The sequence below is a fragment of the uncultured Treponema sp. genome (genome assembly GCF_946187725.1).
Taxonomy (GTDB): domain Bacteria; phylum Spirochaetota; class Spirochaetia; order Treponematales; family Treponemataceae; genus Treponema_D.
This window is the reverse complement of record NZ_CAMHSK010000014.1, coordinates 30,007-50,561: the sequence shown is the minus strand read 5'-3', so window position 1 is coordinate 50,561 and position 20,555 is coordinate 30,007. Positions and strand designations below refer to the sequence as shown.

Sequence of the window (20,555 nt, the reverse complement as noted above, 5' to 3'; positions counted from 1 at the left end):
GAGTGGCTTTTTTTTATCGTGCGTAAAAGTGCAAAAGTAGAGCATTTTTGTATTGAAAATTCATTGAATTCAGCATAAAATGGATGTTAGCTTTTCGCATATTCGCGTTTATTTTTAAGGAGCTATCAATGGAAGAAAAATTCGATTTTACTGTTGAGCAGCTTGGTGAATGTAAAGTTCCGTCACCAATCGAGCTCTCAAAAGAACATGGAGAATTCCGTGCTAATTATGTTCGTGACACATCTTTTGTTCGCTACAGAGTAAATGTATTTGATGCAAATTCAACAGAAAATGAAAAAACAAAAGGGAACCTCATGCAGAAGGCAGGTCCCCGCGAGTTCATTTATTTCAACCCGGCACATGTAAATGCAGGTATCTGTACCTGTGGCGGTCTGTGTCCAGGTCTCAACGATGTTATCCGTGCTGTAGTACGATGCTTGTGGTATCGCTATGGTGTAAAAAGAATCCGTGGCTTCCGCTATGGTTTCAAGGGCTTCTTCCCGGAGTCAAAATATGACACAATCGAACTCACTCCAAAAGTAGTTGATGATATCCACAAAAACGGCGGTACATTCCTCGGAACAAGCCGTGGCGGCGGAAACCGTGTTGCAGACATCGTTGATGCAGTTGAATCACTCAGCCTTAACATGCTCTTCATCATTGGTGGTGACGGTACTCAGCGTGGTGCCCTCGACATCGCCCGCGAAATCGAAAAACGCGGTCTCAAAGTTGCAGTCGTCGGAATCCCAAAAACAGTCGATAACGACCTTCTCTTCATCGACCGTTCATTTGGTTTCGAAACAGCTGTAGAAAAGGCTCGTCAGGCAGTTGACGCTATCCACATGGAAGCTGAGTCACAGATTAACGGTATCGGTGTTGTAAAACTCATGGGCCGTGAATCAGGCTTCATTGCCACATCAACAACTCTCGCAAGCCACGAAACAAACTTCTGTCTTATTCCAGAAGTTCCGTTCGATATGGACGGTCCAAACGGATTCCTTGCACATCTCGAAAAACGCCTCGAAAAACGCGGTCATGCAGTTGTAATCGTTGCAGAAGGTGCTGGACAGGAGCATTTGCAGTCTACAAACGAAACGGATGCTTCAGGAAACAAAAAGCTTTCTGACATCGGTGTATTCATCTGTAACAAAATCAACGAATACTTCGCAAATAAAAACATCCATGTCAACCTCAAATATGTTGACCCAAGCTATCAGGTTCGTTCTGCAGTCACAACAGCAAACGACTCAATCTACTGTGAACGATTGGGTAACAATGCCGTTCATGCAGCAATGGCAGGCAAAACAAAGTGCGTAGTTGGTCTTGTTCATGACAAATATGTCATCATCCCGACCGAAATGGTAACACGCAAGCGAAACACAGTCGATCCAGAAGGAGCACTCTGGCGTGACGCTCTCGACGCTACCGGTCAGCCAATTCTCATGGTCAACAACATTCAGTCAGTCATCGAACACATGAAGAAAAACGCTGAAGAAGAAGAAAAAAAAGCACAGGAAAAAGCAGGTAAATAAGCCCGCTCCCCTATGATAAAACGCCTGCATGAAGCGATAATCCTTCATGCAGGCATTTTTTTTCGTTCCACGGCGGAGCGGCCTTTTTCGTCAATTATAACAAAATATTATCTGTAGACATTGCCGAAAAGTGACTTTTTTTTCAAATAAATAAGTGTAGTGAAAAGGGAACACAATTCTTTTCTTTCACTCAATTTTATTTGTAAAAAAGGTGGCGATATGAAATATCAAATCATAATCGACGATGAAGTCAAGGAACAGGCCGCACGCGCTGTCGCAGAAGGAAGGATTCTCAACCTAAAAAACGACATCGTATTCAAATCCTTCTTCTCAAAAGAGTGCAAGGAATCAGCGTATTGCAGACGCAAAATGCTTTCGGCGGTAATCGGGCAGAAAGTCGAGGAAACAAAAGTCCTGAACCCCGAACTCCTTCCCACCCGCACAGACGGCAAATTTCCGCGACTCGACATACACTGCAAGCTGGCGGACGGCAGTGAAGTCGATGTCGAGCTACAAAACTCGATGTACAAGGACGACCAAATCAAGCGCTCAATCTACTACGCCGCCACCCTAACACACAACGCGCTCTCGTCAGGCGAGCCGTACTCGCAACTTCCGCACATTTATCAAATCATGTTCATGGATTTCCAGAAAATCGAAGACAAGAAATTGCATCACGCGTATACCTTCAAGGAACGCGAGGACAACACGGAACTAAGTGATATTATGCAGATTCACTACATCGAATTGCCGAAAATCAACGAGATTCTAAAGAAACTCGCAGACGGGGCGAAAGAGTTGTCAGAAGTAGAATTTTGGTCTATTCTGATAAAGATGGGCGGAAATCCGCAGACACAATCCCTTTTACAAAAACTTACCGCAATGCAGGAGGAAATGGACATGGCACAGGCACTCTTAAACAAAATGAGCCGCAACCAGCAGGAATGGGAAAACCAGTTCGGCTACGAAAGATTTGTCCACGACTGCATCTCCCGCGAAAAATACGCTTTTAACAATGGACTTGCTGAGGGCGAAGCTCGCGGAAGAGCTGCTGGGCTTGCAGAAGGAGAAGCCCGCGGTAAACGCGAAATGGCTTTTGAAACTGCAAGGCGTTTTCTTCAAATGGGCTTACCTGTAGAACAAATTGCCCAAGGAGTTGGGCTTTCTGCTGAGGAAATCAAACGGCTCTCTTAAAAAATGACGCTTGATACGCTGCAACTGTCATTAAATGCACTATTCAACGGTCTAATTCAAACTGATGAACAGGATCCCCTTAAAAACTGTACTTACAACAAAACAGCCACCATGTAGCAATACAAGGTGGCTGTTTTGGTTTAGTGTGACATTACACCACTGGGGTTAACCAGCGGGGTAAAGATTTTTATTTAATTCTGATTTCATATGTAGATTCATTACCAGAAGCATCAGTTGCTTTAATAGTAATTGTATCATCAATGAACCAGTAAGCCTCAGTGAATGCAATTGTTGCAGATGTCTCACCTGTCAAGTACTTAATTGCCTTCTTCTGTTCAGTCTTCTTCTTGGCATTTTCTGCAAGTCCTGTAGCAGTAGAAGTTGTTTCACTTACAGCAACAGTTACGCTCTTAAGCCATTCATCGCCAGTAACTTTCAATGTAAAGTCTTTACGAGCAGCTTCTGAAGTTGTTTTGTCAGCACCAAATTTAGAACCCTCTGCAATATCAGCCTGCCATACACCAGTTGTCTTATTCTTAACAAATGCAGTAAGGACAATAGGATTAGTAGTAGCATCATCAGCAACAGTAAGAACTGGTTCCTTCTGGTCTGTTAATGTAAACTTGTATACAGTGTGTTTACCATCAAGAACTTTTACAACAATACCTTCTACAGTACCGTTATATTTGAATGGATATACAACTGGTGATGTAGTTGCATTCAATGTATCAGTAGCAAGAACTGTAGTCTTTGCAGCTTCACGACCAAGGTTGAAGTTTGCAGCAGACATAGCAGCACCGTCTGTATCTTTACCAAAATCGTTATTAGTACCGCTCTGAGCATAAACTCCGTCAGCAGGTTTAACATAGACAGTATACTTTGGCATTTCACCAGAGAGTGTTGAACATTCAGTTGGAATTGTTAATTCAACAGCAGCATTGTTACCGATTTCTGCTTTATCAGTCTTAATCTTAAGAGTTGTTGAAGCAGCAGAATTATCTACAGTAACAGCTTCTGTAACACTGTCAGCCAACTTCTGAGCGTAGTCAGCAGCTACATTTGAAGTTGTGAATGTTACAACGTGAGCAGAATCATATGCATTGTCGGAATCATCCCTAACTGCAACATATTCACCCTTTTCGTTGAACACAGCAATATTTACTTTTGTATCCATGTCAAAGAAGTTTGCAGGAGTAACTGTGATAACTTTCTTGTCTTCAGAAATTGTCTGTGCACTTTCGAAGATATACTCAGCACCATCTTTTACAAAGTCAGCAAGTTTTGTTGCTTCATTAGCACCAACTGCTTCTTTTGCATAAGCTGAGAAATCAGTAGATGCAGTACCACTATAAGGATCCTTCTTAGCTGTATAAAGCTTAGTTGCCTTATAAAGCTTAACTGTATAATTCTCTACTGGGTGTGAGAACTGAAGAACGATTGGTGACTTATAAGACTTCTTGAAGTCTTTATCATCGTCTTTTGTTGTCTTGCTCTTGTTACCCTTTGCATCGTCTTTTGTGACAATCTGAGTCTTAATAACCGGGATGTTAAGTGCCTTAGTAGTAATTACACTGACATCTGTACCTGAAGTAAATTTTACAGCATTTGTACCAAATGAATTATCATCCTGCAAATCTGTAAGTTTCTTCTCATAGTCAGTAACTTTACCGAGCCAAGCATTTTCTGTGTCGAAGAGAACATTGTCGCCCTCTTTAACTTTGAGAGTCAACTTGTATGAGTTGATCTTAGTTGTTGATGCAACAAGTTTTTCACCTGGGATAGTGATTGTGTCTGTAGCAGCAGCAACAGCAACTCCACCTTCAGCAGATTTTGCAACATCCTTTGAACCATCGTTGATTGCATAAGTGTATTTAGCGCCAGCAGGGATGCTTGCATTGAATTTAACACTTACATCAGTCTTTGGATTGATTCCAGTTGCTTTGTAAGTCTTCAAGCCAACATTGAAGTTGTCTTTGTCTTCTTCAACGAAGCTGAGGTTTTCGATTGCCAATGGAGCAACTTCTACCTTGAACAATCCGTCAGCAACGAGGCCAACGAGTGCCTTCTGAAGGGCAGTTCGTTTGTCAGTACCACTTGAAGGAGCAGTCCAAAGGTTGTTGTCAGAAGAGAAGATTACTGTACCAGCAGCATCCTTAACTTCGAGTTTCAAGAAGTAAGATGTGATACCTGTATCAGCGTCCTGAGTAACTGTTGTAATTTTTTTGCCGTTTACGGTCGGCTGGCCAGCAACCATGAGGTTGTCCTGAACAGTAACAACTTTGCCTGCAATTGTAGCAGCTCCAGAAGAAACTACTTTGCGAGAATCTTTTGCTGAAACATCATACAATTCGTAGCTTGCAGTTGTGTCAGCTGCGAGTTCGTTTGCGAATGTGAATGTGATTGCAGATTTAGCAGGAACTGCCTTAGCTGCTTTGTATGTTGCCTTTGAAAGGGCAGCAGTTGTTGTTTCGATGAGGCTTGTGTCTACAAGGATATCCTTTTCAGCAACCTTAACAATGAATGAACCGTAGTTCTTGTTTGTATTTGGAGTTGTATCTGGATCAACAGGAGCTGAAGTAGTTCCTGTATTTGGCTTGTCATAAATCTGATCGTCGCCAGTGAATCCCTTTACAGTTTCTTCAAAGCTCTTAGCTGTAGAACCAAAGTATGGACTTGTTGTAGAGAATACTTTAATGCCAGCAGCATTGTCAACGCGAAGTTCTACATAATATGTAGATTTGTCTCCGACAACTTTCTTTGCTTTGAATGTGTTGTCGTTGATTGTTACAGTGTTTCCAGCAACAGAAGCTTCACCGTCTTTTTTGAGGATAACGATGTCTGTTGTAGCATCATTGTCAACATCTTTAAGACCGAAAATCTTGTATGTTGCTTTGTAGCCAGACAAATCAGCATCGAATGTGAATGTGATTGGTGTACCAACTGCAATTGTGTTAGCAGATTTGTACTCTGCTTTTCCTGTTACATGGTCAAGACCGTCAACAAGGCTTGTGCCTGTAAGGTTGAGGGCTGCAGTGATGACAAATTCATCAGCAGCATAGTCGAACCATTTCTTGATGTTATCTGTGCTGAATGTAGCTGTTTCGTCAGTAGCGTTTGCAGCTCCAGTTACATAATCAACTGAAAGTACATTGCCAGAAAGAACGATAGTATCATTTACAGCTTTAACTGCATCAAGAGGAATGTAAACAACATTTCCATCGATATAGTTGTTCTTACCGTCTGTTGCTTTGCTGTTAACAGTTACAATGATGTTAGCTTTCTGAATAGCTTTTGTGAATGTAATCTTGAGAACTTTTGCAGTTGTTACATTTACAAGTGCTCGTGAAAGCTGTGCTGTTGTCGGGATTGAATCAACAACTTCAATCTTAGAAGGTTTGAATTCAAGACCGTCGAAACCAAATTTTGTTTCAGCAGCATAAGTTTTGTTAGAAGAAGTTGTTCCGCCCTTTGTTCCGAGTTCACGGAAAATCTTAGAGCCGTCAACTACTTCAAGATTTTTGAAGGTTACTTTGTATTTAGAACCCTTCTTGTTGAAGATAGAACCTTTTGAAGTGATTGTAACAACCTTGTTTGCTGCATCGATAGAAGCATCAAAGTCATAAATCTGAACATAGCTAGTACCATCGTATGCTTCAACTTTAGTGATGTTATTGTCTTTTGTGAATGACTTGAGAGCCTTGCTGAATGTTACAGTAAATGCCTCGTGTCCTGTTGCAGTTGCCTTAGCGGTTTCAACATCAATGTAGCTGTCGAAGTAAACTGCGAGTTTATCAGCTACAGCGTCAGCAATTGTAGATGTATCAATAGCACCGTCTTTCCAGTAACCGAATTTAGTGTTGTGATAAGTCTGTGAACTACCGCCGTTAGTATTTACAACTACAGTAACAAGATTTGCAACTGTTGCGGTTCCAGCAACACCACCAGGAGCTGTACCAGTTACATCCCAATATCCACCGTTTGGTGTGAGTGTAAGCTGAGTCTTCTCAGTGTTCCATGTTTCTGTGTAAGCAGTGCTTGAACCAGTTACAGTAAGTGCAATCTGCTCGTTCATTGGCTTAGAGAATTCAAGAACGATTGGGTCGCTCAAAAGGATACCGCCGTTGAAGTCTGAGAGAGATTCTGTTTTTACAGATACCCAAACTTTTGTATCGAAGTAAGCAGTAAGAGCTTTTGTAGCCAAAACAGCTGTTGCACCGTCTTCTGCTTCACCAGTAATTGTGATTTCATCTGAAGCATCACTAAGAATCCAGTAACCAATTACAGGTTTGAGTGTAACAGTCTTTTTGTCCTCGCTCCAAGTAGCTGTGTACTCAGTATCTTTGAGGTTAGCAATTTTGCTGTCTTTAGCTTTGAAATCAGCACGAACCATCGGTTTGTTGAATGTGAATGTGAGTTCGTCTGTTGTCTTGAGCAATACGCCTGTAGCTGTGCTGTCAACATTTGTATCTGTAACCCAGAATTTGTCGTTCTGAGCGAAGAGCATGAGAAGAATGCTCTCGTCATTGACATCGCCGCTTCCGAGAGTGATAGCACTCAATGTGTTGTTTACAACTGTCGTTCCAGCAGTAGTAGTTGTTGTAGCTGCACCAGTGTTCTGAGCAGAGATTACAGATGACTGTGAAGAGAAGCAGTACTCAGTTCCGTTGATTGTTTCAAAGAACATATCAACTGTAACTGTGAGAGGAACTCCAGAAGGAAGGTTCTTGTCGAATGAGAAGTTTCCTTTCTCGTCAACAGTTGCTTCCCAAGTGTAATCAGTGCCACCGATTCCTATAGTTGTTACAGTTGTACCAGTTGTTGTAGTTGTGAGAGCATTTGTACCAGCAGTGTAAGATACATGAACTTTCGGTTTTGATGTTGGAATGTATGTTTCTGCATCATAAGTAGAACCGTTCTGAGTCTTAAGGTTGAGCTTAATCTTACCTTTGAGAGAAGCATCGAGCGGAACCAATCCCAAGCCTGCGAAATCTGAGAAATACTCTGTGTAGTAGTCAGAGTCATACATTGTCTTCAAAGCAGAAATTGCTTCAGAAATGTCCTTGAATACTTTTGCAGAATCAGAACCAGTCTGAGTTGTTGTTGTAACAACTGAGTCAGAACCAGCAATCTGAGTTGTATTTGTTGTAGCAGTAGAACCTGCAGTACCAGCAGCAACAGCACCTTCAGCTACAGAAGAAGCAGGATTCAAAGCACCAGCATAAGCTGTTAAAATACTTGAATAAGTAGTCTGCAATGAGTTAACAAGACCATTCATTCGTGTATCTTCTGGATTTTCTGTGTCCCGGTATGTTACATAGATACCAGCAACTGTTGAAGAAAGATAACCGTCTTTCTTTGCAGTCAAAGTATAGCCAGTGCCAGTGACATCTGTTGAATAATTTGCACCACCAGATGTAGTTGCGGCTGTAACCTTTTTCAAGTCGTTTACAGCAACATTAGTGAATTCGAACTCACCGCCGTAGTTCGTTTTTGTAGATTTTGAACCGAGAGTAACGGTAGCACCTTCTACCGGTTCACCTTTGTTGTCCAGAACAACACCGACGAGGGAGCCGTTTTTGTTAGATGATGATGAGCCAGATGAACTAGAATCATCATCACTGTCTGAACATGAAGTAAAAATTGTTGATGTGAAGAGCAATGCAACTCCTGCCATCAAAGCCAAAATTTTTTTCATAAAAATCTCCTTTATGAAATTTTTTGTTATATCCCTGACAGAGACAGCGAAAATTATAAACTACCTTAAAATCTGAAAATAAGCGTGTGACTCACAAAAATTTAGGAAATTCTTATATTTTTCTTAACATTTTTTGATTTTTTCTCTAGTTTCTCTATTTATTTTTAGATTTTCTGTGTTAGAATAAATCGTAGCTATGAAAAAGTTAATTTTTATCTTTGAATCTGAACAAGTCGCCGAAGAAGGCATAAAATCATGGATTTCCAGAAATAAAGACCTTCAAATCGCAGCCACAGCAAACACCGTAGAAGATGCCATTGAAATAATCGACCAAGCTCAGCTCGAAGAAGACGAGCGGGTAATCGCCATTCTGGAGCTGAATTTCCGTGGAATCGGCGAACAGAAAAACGAGGAAGGCTACAAAATCCTCAAGGCAATCAAAGAATCAGGCAAAGATATTAGGGCACTTGTTTTCACTTCATTAGATAACTGCGGCCACTTGCGCACCAGCATGTCCGAACGATACGGCGCAATGGGCTTCATTTCCAAAGAATGCGGGATCAACACGCTTTTTGAAGCAATTTATTCTATATTAGAAGGAAACAAGTATTTTTCCGGCAATTTAAAAGACAAGCTCACCGAAGTCGAAGAAATTTATCAGCAGCTCTCCAAAACAGAAAAAATCGTCTTAAAATGCGCTCTCTGCGACATGAACAATCACGAAATCGCCGAAAAGCTCGGCATTTCAATCCGCACCGTAGAAAATCACATCTCCCACATCTACAGCAAAACCAAGACTTACGACCGTCATACACTATTCACAAAAATAGGGGGGGGGGGATACAAGTATAGAATTCACGCGTCATGTACAGTAGACGCTTCCCTACCGCTCGCAGCTTAACGGCAGCATTCTCACGCCTCAGACTAAGCATCAGCGTTTAAGTCGATTTCTTCCATTATATTAAGCAAAAACCTGATTTTCTCATAAAAAAAGGGGATGTCTAAGAAGAAGTTTTTGCGGTGGTTGAGCCTGTCGAAACCACCACATCAGGCATAAAAAAACGGTGGTTGAGCCAAGTCGAAACCACCGTTTCCTGCATAAAAGCCGGACTTCTTATTAAACAGCCACTACAGCTTGTCGATAAGCATTGAACACTTGCCTGAAGGAATCGGCAAAGTCTTTTTCTTTTGATCCAGAATATTGATAGTAAAATAGTAGAGTTTTTCGCTTTCCATTTGAATTCCCCATCCGCGTGGAGTTTTGTGGCTCAAAATGGTGATGAGGTTTCGTTTGAGGGAAAGCTTTTCGATACCCATGATTTCAAGGTTTGGAATAATCCAGTCAACGGTCTTGCGAGGAAGAGAAATTGAAAGACCGATAACATTTTCAATCATGAGCGCGATTGTAGAAAGACCGATTGTAATCATGCAGTGCTTGCGTGGGAAAGAATCGTTTCCAGATTTGATGGCAGCACCTTCTTTGCACGGAAGATATGCTTCGTACAAATCACCTTTGCTTCCGTCGGCTGGCTGTAAGCCTTCGAGTACGAAATAAAGATGACGGATTGCACATTCGCGTGCCAAATCATAACGCTGATATTTCTCTAATCCTTTGATAACCATGAAGTTCATGGCCGGATAAACTGAACCGCAATAGCCTTCGCCATTTTCGGTGAATTCGGCACTGTCAACGCTCAAGGTTGGGAAAGGATGCTCGGTGCCAAAAGTAGCCGGATTTGAAAGATGAGCAACGAGAGCATCGGCTTTGTCGGCATTAGGAATTTCTGCAAGGAGAGGCCAGAAGCCGGCGATTGTTTTTTGTGGCAGCTTTTCTTCGGAATCATTTAAATCGTGATAGAAGCCTGTTTCGGAATCCCACATGTAAGAATTGATGCGGGTTTTGAGACCGAAATACATTCGCTTGTACTGGAAGCTGAGTTCTTTATCGTTGAGGATGTCGCCGAGAGAACTCATGTTGAGCGCGTTGATTGCCATACATGCGTTAAAATCAACCGGGTAGCAGGCATTTGCACGCGGAGAATTTTCCATACCGCAGGCTTTTGCCGGAACAGCGTAGAGACCGTTTTCTTTTTTGAAGTTTGCGTCAATCCAGTTCATGTAGTTCTGAAGAATAGGCATGACTTCTTTGACGCGGCGTTTGTTTGCGAGTTTGTGATAAAGATTGAATTCGGCCCATGCGAAAAGAGGCAGACCGATTCCTTCTGGATTTTCGCTATCTACAACAGGTGCACCTGTTTTTAAATCGTACTTCCAGCGGATTGCACCATTTTCTTCTTGCTTTTTGTAGAGATAATCAAGGTTTGTTTCGGCAGTATAATTCTTGTTGGAATAAACCAAGAAAAAAGTTGAGAAAATTGATTCTGACTGATCAATGACCATCTGCTCTTCATTGGGATGAACGAAATAGCCGTCTGGAGAGACTTCATTCGTTTTGGGATTAATCCACGAATCTGAAAGCCAACTCCAGGTTTTGTCATAAATGTCGACAAAATCCTGATCGTAAAAATGAATTTTGGGAAAATCTTTCTTGCTCACAAAAAACTCCAAAGCCTTAAAGCAAAAACACCTTCAAGGAAAATCACTTTTATTATAGCATAGATTTTAAAAAATTGCTCAAAAATATTATTAATTTTTAGAGTTTTTTTTTAGTTTTCCCGTACTTCTGTTATATAAAACTTTATGAAAATCAGGCAAAAACGCTATTTGTAAGTGAGCCGTACGACTTCGGTGTTTGAACGATGGCGTGACTTCAAGAGAAGCACATTACGGTCTTCCTTATAAACGAAGCCCGACGAATTGTAAATCTCGAACCGTGGGTCAGAATGGTATGAAAGGCCGTAAATCTCGATTCCGCTGAACTCACGGATGCCGTTGATAATCAGATAGTTAGATTCGCTGCTCTGGAAGCCGACGACAATTGTGGCAACATTCAGCTGTTCAGAATAGGTGACGGAAGGAGCACAAGTCCATGCCCAGATTACCTTGCCAGAATTGCGTGAAAGAACCTTGTAGTGCGGATAGAAAACATTGTCAACAAGAACAGGATAAACATCTGCCTGAGTGATTGTATCGAGCGTATTAATAGAAAGAATTGAGTTGATAATTGTGTAACCGACTCTTGCGCAGTTTGCGTCATTGTTGAATTCACCCCAACGAACAAGAGCCATACCTGTGCTGAGTGCAAGGAAATTTGAAACGGTATTGTCTTTTTCGTTCAGGTAAAGCAAAGAGTCGCGCATTACACATTTGGACTCGATTATAGGAAGACATTTTTTTGCGGCCGGAAGAAGCGAATCAGCAAGGCTAGAATGAAGCGACGAAAGATGAAGATAAGTGGTCAAAACTCCGCTTGCCTGTGAAAGCTTAACCTGTGAAGAACTATGTGCCGTATCAAGAAGATTTTCGGTCTGCTCCAGGAAAGCATGGATTCTTGTGGTGTCCGCAAGGCTGTCGATGTATTCTGCAAGCCCCTCTACATTGAAAATTGAAAGATTCGGCGAATTCATGGCATTTTCAAGCATATCTGCCATGTTTTCGCGGTGCATTTCCAAAGACGGATACATTGCTTCGAGCGTATTGAAATAAGTTGATGAAAGATAGGTGCGCTTGTTGCCCTTTTTGAATGAATCCGGGACATTATTTACAGCTTCGGTGTATCGCCCCTGAGAAGCAAGTTCTGCAACATAGGCAATCACGCTCTTTTCTGAAAGGCTCTGGCTGGTTCTGATTGCTTCTGCGACTGACTCAGTAAGATTTGCCCTGAATTTCTGAATATTTGCTTCGTAAGTAGATTTTTGTGCGATGACAAGATCTGGATCAAGAGAATCAAAGCTGAATTCAACCGCCGGATTGTATGCGACATAGTAAGAAACGAAATTCTTTGCAGAGAAGTAAATGCTTTTATCGTCAATTTTTGGTGCAATGAAAGCATAAGTGAGATTCTTTGAATTAAGAATCAGTTTTGTGCCTGTTTTTTCAGTAACCGAGAAGCCTGAACTTGGTTTGTAATTCAGATAAAGACCGCTCGCCGAATTCGGAATGTTTGCGGTAATCGAAAGATTCGCACTTGAATCAGTATCAGAAACTGCAAAAGTGAGCGCGACATCATGAGTAAAGTTCAATGTAAAAGAGAGTGGCGTGGGCTGCTCATAAGAAAGAAGAACAAGATTCTGACCTTCTTCCTTGCTCTGCCCTTTCTGCACGAGAACTGCCGGCGAAACTTCATCAGCGGTAAAGGAAATGCCTTTGAATGAAACCTGGAGTGAATTTTTGAGGGAAATTTCACCGCTTTCACTTTGGCTCTGCGCCATTGAAACGGAAAGCAATCCTATATTTTTTGAAAAAACGGATTCATTTCTAAATTGGAGCACGAAAATTCCGATAATTATAATACTATAAAGGACGATAAGCCCGAACGATTTTCTAATTGGATGTCTATACATTACAATCAGTTTATCAAACGGCGGGGAAAGTTAAAAGGGGGGCAGAGAAATCAGCCCTTTCAAAAGGAAAAAAAATGAGACTGACTAAAAAAACAGCCCTTGTATTCATGTTGATTAGCGTTTTCGCTTTTTCTGGAATGGCGGCAACATCAAAAGAAGAAATTGCCTTTGTCGAAAAATTGAATTCGGTTCTGTCAAAAGGAAGCCTTTCGGAAGCACTTGAGCTATTTCAGACGATGCCGGCGAATCTGCAGGAAGATGTGGATTTATGCACGCTTGAGGCTTCGCTTCTCCTTTCAGCTGGAAAAACAAACGATGCCGAAAAGATTGCCGTCTCGCTGCTCGCAAAAGAGCCAAAAAATCTCGATATTCTTCTATTAAACGCTATGGTTGCCAAGCAAAAGAAAAACGCAATCAAAAAGCAGCAGTACCTAAAGCAAATCCTTACGATTGCACCGAACAACCCGGACGCAAACATCGAGCTTGGAAACGAGCAGGCCGTAAAGCGAAACTACAGGAATGCACGCGATTATTACCTCAAGGCGATTAAAGGCGATCCGAATAACATTGAAGCACTTTTTGGTCACGGCAAGATGTCATACTATCTTCAGCGCGATGATGATTCAAAAAAGAGCTTTAATAAGATTCTTGAAATTGACCCGCAGAATGCACCTGCACTCTCATACCTTGCGAAATTTGAGGCAGAATCACGCCATTTTAAGAAGGCCGTAGAATATGTCTCAAAAGCAATTGAAATCGATCCGACAAACAGCGACTATTATTTCGATTTGGGAAATTTCAACCGTGAAGCAGGAAAATATGCTGATGCAGAAAAAGCCTGGAAAAAGGCAACGGAACTCGACCCGGATTATTTTTTGGGTTACGCCTATCTTGCCGGTCTTTGTGACGAGCAGAGTCGTTTTGATGAGGCTTATGATTACTATCAGAAAGTCGTTCAGAAAAATCCGAAATACTACTACGCGTACGAGTCTATTGGAATGCTGGCATGGCGCAAAGAAGATTATGAAGATGCCCGAAAATCCTTTGAAGCCGCTTACAATGCAAATCCTGAACACACTTCTTACGCTTTGATGCTCGCAGCCTGTCTTCAGAAACTGAAAAAACCGCAGGACTGCAAGAAATTCACTGAAAAAGCAATGAAAAACCTCGACAGGAATTCTTACGAATATCTGAGTCTTAGGCTTTTCCATGACATGACAGGTGAATCAACGCTCACTCTCAAAATTCAAAACGAAGAGAGCAAAAAGAAAAAGGGAAAATATCTTTACTACCTTGCCGTTTACTGGGATATAAAAGGAAAGCTGAATCTTGCACACAAATACTATGCAGAAGTCACGGACATCAAGGGAGCAGATTTCTTTGAATACCGCCTTGCAGAATGGGCAGAAATGGGGATATAAAAATTAGCAATTAGCAGTGAGAAGTTAGCAATTGCGGAACTGGACATTGCTTCGCTCGTCCAGTTCTTTATGGAGAAATTAATGTCACAGATAAATTTGAATCTTGATGGAAAAGAAATCTTGCTTTTGGGAACGGCTCATGTTTCAAAGGCAAGCTGCGATGAAGTAAAGGCTGTCATTACCGAAAAAAAGCCTGATTGCGTGGCTATTGAACTTGATGAACAGAGATTTGCGGCACTCAACGACAAGGAAAGCTGGAAAAATCTCGATATAATCAAAATCCTTAAAGAGAAAAAGGGATTCCTGCTACTTGCAAACCTTGTACTTTCAAGTTTTCAGAAACGAATGGGCGCAAATGTCGGTGTGCAGCCCGGTGATGAAATGCGCGCTGGAATTGAAGCGGCAAAAGACCTCGGCATTCCGTCTGAAATGGTTGACCGCCCGATTCAGACGACGCTCCGCCGTGCATGGGCAAAAAACTCTGGTTACGGAAAGGTCAAGCTTCTCTCTGCCCTTTTTGCAAGTGCGTTGACGAAAGACGAAGTTTCGGGCGATGAAATCGAAAATCTCAAAAACAAAAGCGAAATGGACGGCATGATGAATGAGCTTGCAACTTTCATGCCTGGCGTTAAAGAAGTTCTGATTGACGAGCGGGATTTTTATCTTGCGGCGCATATCTGGAAAGCCGTTCAGAAAGATGAGCGCAAAAGCGTTGTTGCTGTTTTGGGCGCAGGTCACTTGCCGGGCGTTCAGGCTCATCTTGAAAAAATTGCCCGCAATGAAGAAGGCAGCGACACCGAAAAGATTTCTTCACTGCCGAAAAAAAAGCTCAGCGCAAAGATTATCGGCTGGGCAATCCCTGTCATCATAGTGGCATTGATTGCGGCAGGTTTTGTCTTTGGCGGCATGAAGAAAGGCGCAGATTTGCTGGGTGCATGGGTTCTCTGGAACGCAATTCTGGCTGGTCTGGGTGCTTTGATTGCAGGCGGACATCCGCTCACAGTTTTGATGGCGGCGGTCGGTGCTCCGTTCACCTCGCTCTGCCCGCTTGTTGGCGTGGGAATGTTTGCCGGAATCGTGCAGGCCTTTGTATGCAAGCCAAAAGTTGCCGACATGGAAAGCATGATGGATGATGTTTCAAGCATCAAAGGATTTTACAAAAACCGCCTTCTCCGCGTGCTTCTCGTATTCTTCCTTTCAAGCCTCGGAAGCTCCGCAGGAACCTTCATCGGCGGCTCATCGATTGTGGTGAGCATCGTCTCGTTTTTTAAGGGATTGTTTCAATAGATAAGAACAGTTAGCAGGGAGCGGTGAGCAGTTTAGATACTGGACATCGCTTCGCTCGTCCTAATTAGTGTGTCATTGCTAGGTTCTGGTTTGAAGACCGTTGCCCGCAATGACATTTTTTTTATTACTTCTGTTCCAGAGTAACTTCTTTATTTTTGTATGCTTCAAGTTCGCTTGGAAGATTACCATCGAAGTATTCCTCAAAAGCAATTTTATTGCCTGTTATTGCATATTTGAAAAAATTCTTATCTAACAATAAATTATGTTTCTATTAATGAAATCTAAAGCCTTTTTCGCTAAAATAGAGGCATGAAAAAAGTTCGTGTAGGACTGTCGGTTTTCTGCTTTCTCTTTTTGGCTCAAAATTCGATTTCTGAATCAAATCTGCCATCCTTGCTTTTCGGCTTTCTCAAAAACGACCTCACTCTTCAAAAGGCAAGTCTTACAGCTCAAAACAAGGCGCTTTCTTACGATGCCTCAAAAATCAACAACGGCATTTCACTCACTCTTTCGACAGGGACCGTAAAAATCCAATCGTCTTCAGATGGAACAAAATTCACTTTCACCCCTTCAGCTTCGCTTGGAATCCCGGAATGGAACGATACAAAACTCACCGCCACTTTACCGATGACCAAAAAATCAAATTATAATATAGAAGAAAACGGAACATTTTTGGATAACGGCAATGTAAAGCTCTCAACGGGGATTATTACGGCAGCCCCGCTCAAACGAAAAATCTCTCTTCTTGAAGCAGAACGCGCTTACATTGAAGCAGAACGGGCAGCACAAAATCAGGCACTCACGGTCGAAAACGAGTTTTACACGAATCTAAAAAATCTTTACAGCTATGTTTCAAAGGTTCTTACAGCACGAAATGATTTGTATGATGATGAGCTGGATTTACGAGTTCTGACAGCCCAGGGTTACAGCAAAACAAGTGCTTCATATAGAAAAAAATACCTTCAATGTCAGAGCGACCGCCGGAATGTAAACGAAGCACTTCGCAAACTTGAAAGGGAAACAGCTGTCTTTGCGGTAAAATGCGGCGTTGATTACGAGCGAGTTTTTGATCCTAAGACATTTAATATTGAAAAAGCAGAAGAAATCAGCAGACAGGCTTTCGAGAAGGTAATGGCCTTTTTGCCACAGGAAATTCCTGCTGTCGAAATGGAAGACGCGCTTTCTTACAAGGCCGAAAACTATAAAGAAACAGAGAGTGCCGTTTGGTCAAAATACATCGGTGAGTTAAAGCAAAAATCAGACTATTCGCTCGAACTTGGAGCCTATGCGGGTTACACCTTCAATGAATCAAGTTCAAAATATGATACGGTTGACGGCGGAATTACTTTTGACTGGCACGGAATCACGGCAAGTGCGGGTGTTTCTGTTCCCACAAGCAACAATCTCTTTCCATTAAATGGTACAAGTTCCGGGCAAAATTCAAAATCACCTGTTTACACCTTTTCGCTCACTCTCAATCCCAACACATTCAGGCTTGCCAAAATCGATAAAAAGCAGGGCGAGCTTGATTCACAAATTAATGAGATAGCAATTAAAAGTGCCGAAGATGATTACGAAACGGCGGTTATCGACAAGCTTTCTGAACGGGGCGACTTGCAGTGGTCAGAAAAATCTTATGCCGAAGAATATGACATGTACTCTCAGCTCGAATACGACATGGACAACTGGCTCAAGGCAGGCAGCGTAACCGAAAGTGATTATCTTGATGCCGCAAACAGCCGTGACAAAGCGCAGATGAACAAACTGATTAATTCGATTGAAAAAATCATCTATAATAATAATGTGAAACTGATGTTTGTGAGGGAATCTGGAACCACTAAACGAAAAGTTGAAAATTGAGAGCAAGAAGATGAAAGTAAAATTAACTAAAAAACAGAAAATAATTCTCGGCGTGGTGATTGCGCTTATAGTGCTGATTACGATTCTTAAAGTTTCACGACACGCAATGGAAAAATCGGCGGCTTCAGCGCAGACAGTTTATCGTGTCCGAAAAGAAACTTATGAAAACGCGATAGAAATTGCCGGAACCGTAGCGGCGGCAAAATCCCAGACGCTCAAATCCTTGAATGACGGAACGGTCGTGGGTGTTTATAAAAAAGAAGGCGACCATGTTAAAGCGGGTGATTTAATCGTTCAGCTTGACGACACCGAGCAGCAGTACAATCTTGCGAACCTTGATTATGAAATTTCCGTGGCACGCCAGAATCAGACGGCCGGCAAACTCAAGCTCATGGAAACGCAGCGAACTTCCCTTGTGCGAAAAATCGAAAACCGCAAAATCGTCGCGACTTTTGACGGAATCATCGCCAGCCTCGATGTAGATCCGGGCGACTATCTTGAAGCAAAAGATTCAATCGGCACGCTCGTTGATACAAGCTATCTTACCGCCGATGTTGAAATTGCCGAAACCGATGTTTCAAAGCTCCAGGTCGGTCAAAAAGTTGATTTTACCTTCCCGGCTTACAATGGCACTGTTGAAGGCTATCTTGTCTCCTACCCCGCGATTGGCGAAGTTACGAGCCGTGGAGCAACAATCGTAAAGGCAAAGGTTCGAATCGATAATGTTCCGGCCGGCGTGCTTCCGAATTTCAGTTTTACCGGCAAAATCCAGATTACTGAACCAGAAGCAAAACTTGTCGTTGAGCGATATGCAATCGGGCGCGAAAAAGACGGCGCTTTTGCAGAAATCATCGGCCGTGACGGAAAAACGACAAAAGTCAGCGTCACAGTCGAGCCTTACGGTCTTGAATATGTAAATGTAATCAGCGGTCTTTCCGGCGGCGAAATGCTCAAAGCCCAGAGTGATTCTTCAAAGAGCGGCCGAATGAGCATCAGCAAAAAAGGTCAAAAAACCAGCAAAAACAACAAGAATCAGCCTCAGGGCGGAATGATGGGGCCACCACCGTTTTAAGTGGAAAACGGAAAGTTGAGAGTGGAAAGTTTGGGCGTCCCCCGCTTCGCGGGTCGGGTGTTTCGCACTTCGCTAACGCTCATTGCCGCAAGCGGCAACTAAAGATGCTACACCCCCTGACGCATTGTTTTTCGGAGATTTTATGTCTGAGCCAGTCATTTTGATGGATAATGTACGAAAGATTTACTCGATGGGTGAACAAGAAGTTCATGCTTTGCGCGGGATTTCTTTTTCCGTGGAGCAAGGGGAATTCATGTCTATCATGGGTCCTTCCGGCTCAGGCAAATCCACCTGCATGAACATGATTGGCTGCCTCGACCGGCCCACGAGCGGAATCGTTAAAATCGGTGGCAGGGAAACGGCAAAAATGACAGAAAAAGAACTTGCCGAGCTTCGTAACAAGACAATCGGTTTTGTCTTTCAGCAGTACCATCTTTTGCCCACAATGACCGTGCTTGAAAATGTAATGGTTCCGTTGCGCTATCAGGGAATTGAGCGCATTCTCCGTCGCGACATGGCACTTGAAGCCCTTGAAAAAGTTGGTCTTAGCGACAGAATCAATCACCTTCCGAACGAGCTTTCTGGCGGTCAAAAGCAGCGAGTTGCAATCGCGCGGGCTACAGTCACAAAACCGGCAATAATTCTGGCAGACGAGCCGACCGGTGCACTTGACTCATCGACCGGCAAAGCAGTTCTGGAACTCTTCGGCGAAATCAACAGCACAGGAACGACAATCGTAATCGTCACCCACGACCCAGGAATCGGTGCCAGCACCAAACGCTGCATCCGCATTCTGGACGGTCAAATTCAGGAAGACAAGATATGTTAGAAGATTTTATCGACTCGCTTCGCAATTTCTCTCGGTCGAAGACACGCACGGTGCTTTCTTTGCTGGGCGTGATTATCGGTGTGGCAAGCGTTATCATCATTACCAGCATTGGTGCCAGTTCCACGAAGCAGATTCAGAATCAGTTCGGCTCTTCGGGACTGGATTTGGTGAGCGTGAGTTCGGGCGGCTGGATGAGACGAAACCGCGATGCCGTGACCGTAAAATTTGACGAATCCCTGCGCAAAGACATGTTCGACAGCGTTAAGAACATTAAAAAAATCTGGTACAAAAATTCCGTGAGTTTTTCAGTTTCATACGGCGAGACCACCGTTTCTTCAAATGCAACGGCGATTGAACCGGGATACCTTGAAATGTACAGCCTCGAACTCGACACAGGAAGCTATTTCACCGTGACGGATGATGTTGCGGGCAGCCAGAAAATGATTATCGGAAGCGAAGTCGCATCTTCTCTTTTCCCGGACGGAAATGCCGTTGGCAAGGGCGTGATTGTCACAGCCTCGAAAGTGCCGTTTGCATTTACGGTCGTCGGAGTGCTTAAAGAACAATCAGCGGGAATGGAATCCACCACAACAGGCATCTACATTCCGCGCGGATTTTACTCAAAAAAAATCAAGCCGAATCCCACAGCGGACACAATCATGGTTCAGGCAACCGACACAAGCAATTGCTCTCAGCTCGTAACGGACATAAATTCTTACATGACCGAAAAATCCGGAACAGAAGGCAGCGTGAGCGTAAATTCAATGCAGACCATGATTGAACAGGTTCAGAGCGTGATGGGCACCCTTTCGCTCATGCTTTCAGGAATCGCGGCAATCTCGCTTTTGGTCGGCGGAATCGGCATCATGAACATCATGATAGTCACCGTAACAGAACGCAAACAGGAAATCGGCATTAGAAAAGCACTGGGAGCAAGCCCATTTGCCATCTGTCGTCAATTTTTGGTCGAAAGCGCAAGCATCACTCTTTTAGGCGGCGCACTAGGAATCGCACTCGGAATCGCACTGAGCCTTTCAATTGAATATGTATCCACCGAACTCCCCTACGCAATCAAAGTCTCGGCCTGCTTCATTTCCTTCATTTTCAGCGTGTTCGTCGGAATTTTCTTCGGCCTAAGCCCCGCCATCAAAGCAAGCAAACTGGACCCGGTAGAAGCGCTGGCGGGATAGGATTTTTTCTGC

Annotated in this window: 13 protein-coding genes; 9 read left to right on the top strand and 4 right to left on the bottom strand. The window is 43.0% G+C overall.

Annotated elements, in window-relative coordinates:
* Nucleotides 1–128 precede the first annotated feature (128 nt).
* Nucleotides 129–1,532 carry an ATP-dependent 6-phosphofructokinase gene (locus tag Q0Q74_RS07365; RefSeq protein WP_294429701.1) on the top strand — a complete coding sequence of 468 codons (1,404 nt, stop codon included), beginning with the start codon at nt 129–131 and terminating at the stop codon, nt 1,530–1,532.
* A gap of 219 nt (nt 1,533–1,751) precedes the next feature.
* A complete protein-coding gene (locus Q0Q74_RS07360; RefSeq protein ID WP_294429700.1) occupies nt 1,752–2,726 on the top strand; it encodes an Rpn family recombination-promoting nuclease/putative transposase in 975 nt (324 codons plus the stop codon).
* A gap of 187 nt (nt 2,727–2,913) precedes the next feature.
* Here Q0Q74_RS07360 and Q0Q74_RS07355 read toward each other — a convergent pair whose 3' ends face one another.
* On the bottom strand, nt 2,914–8,421 hold the full coding sequence (locus Q0Q74_RS07355) for a carboxypeptidase-like regulatory domain-containing protein (protein ID WP_294429699.1): 5,508 nt from the start codon (nt 8,419–8,421) through the stop codon (nt 2,914–2,916).
* 196 nt (nt 8,422–8,617) lie between these two features.
* Here Q0Q74_RS07355 and Q0Q74_RS07350 point away from each other — a divergent pair, with 196 nt between their 5' ends.
* Nucleotides 8,618–9,322, top strand: a complete 705-nt coding sequence (locus Q0Q74_RS07350; protein ID WP_294429698.1) for a response regulator transcription factor — start codon at nt 8,618–8,620, stop codon at nt 9,320–9,322.
* Between the two features lie 227 nt (nt 9,323–9,549).
* Here the strand turns inward: Q0Q74_RS07350 and Q0Q74_RS07345 are convergent, their stop codons facing one another.
* Entirely contained in the window at nt 9,550–10,977 is a 1,428-nt protein-coding gene (locus tag Q0Q74_RS07345; RefSeq protein WP_294429697.1) for a trehalase family glycosidase, read from the bottom strand.
* Nucleotides 10,978–11,141: 164 nt separating this feature from the next.
* Nucleotides 11,142–12,752, bottom strand: coding sequence for a hypothetical protein (locus tag Q0Q74_RS07340; protein WP_294429696.1), 1,611 nt, complete (start codon nt 12,750–12,752; stop codon nt 11,142–11,144).
* Between the two features lie 206 nt (nt 12,753–12,958).
* Between Q0Q74_RS07340 and Q0Q74_RS07335 the strand changes: the two genes are divergently transcribed.
* Together Q0Q74_RS07335 and Q0Q74_RS07330 are read left to right on the top strand one after the other, a co-directional pair.
* Complete coding sequence (locus Q0Q74_RS07335) at nt 12,959–14,305, top strand: tetratricopeptide repeat protein (protein WP_294429695.1); 1,347 nt, start codon at nt 12,959–12,961, stop codon at nt 14,303–14,305.
* Between the two features lie 81 nt (nt 14,306–14,386).
* Complete coding sequence (locus Q0Q74_RS07330; protein ID WP_294429694.1) at nt 14,387–15,592, top strand: TraB/GumN family protein; 1,206 nt, start codon at nt 14,387–14,389, stop codon at nt 15,590–15,592.
* Between the two features lie 124 nt (nt 15,593–15,716).
* On the opposite strand, the gene Q0Q74_RS07325 is transcribed toward Q0Q74_RS07330, so the two are convergent.
* Nucleotides 15,717–15,848: a hypothetical protein gene (locus tag Q0Q74_RS07325; RefSeq protein WP_294429693.1), complete on the bottom strand. Its 132-nt coding sequence runs from the start codon at nt 15,846–15,848 to the stop codon at nt 15,717–15,719.
* Between the two features lie 53 nt (nt 15,849–15,901).
* On the opposite strand from Q0Q74_RS07325, the gene Q0Q74_RS07320 reads away from it, so the two are divergent.
* From Q0Q74_RS07320 to Q0Q74_RS07305, 4 genes are all read left to right on the top strand, one after another.
* A complete protein-coding gene (locus tag Q0Q74_RS07320; RefSeq protein ID WP_294429692.1) occupies nt 15,902–17,452 on the top strand; it encodes a hypothetical protein in 1,551 nt (516 codons plus the stop codon).
* A 10-nt stretch (nt 17,453–17,462) separates the two neighbouring features.
* Nucleotides 17,463–18,524, top strand: a complete 1,062-nt coding sequence (locus Q0Q74_RS07315; protein ID WP_294429691.1) for an HlyD family efflux transporter periplasmic adaptor subunit — start codon at nt 17,463–17,465, stop codon at nt 18,522–18,524.
* 142 nt (nt 18,525–18,666) lie between these two features.
* Nucleotides 18,667–19,353 (top strand): ABC transporter ATP-binding protein, encoded by a 687-nt coding sequence (locus Q0Q74_RS07310; RefSeq protein ID WP_294429689.1) that lies wholly within the window; start codon nt 18,667–18,669, stop codon nt 19,351–19,353.
* The gene (locus Q0Q74_RS07305) at nt 19,347–20,543 is read left to right on the top strand and encodes an ABC transporter permease (RefSeq protein WP_294429688.1); all 1,197 of its coding nucleotides are present in this window, start codon (nt 19,347–19,349) and stop codon (nt 20,541–20,543) included. The genes Q0Q74_RS07310 and Q0Q74_RS07305 overlap by 7 nt, the downstream gene beginning before the upstream one ends.
* Nucleotides 20,544–20,555: the final 12 nt, after the last annotated feature.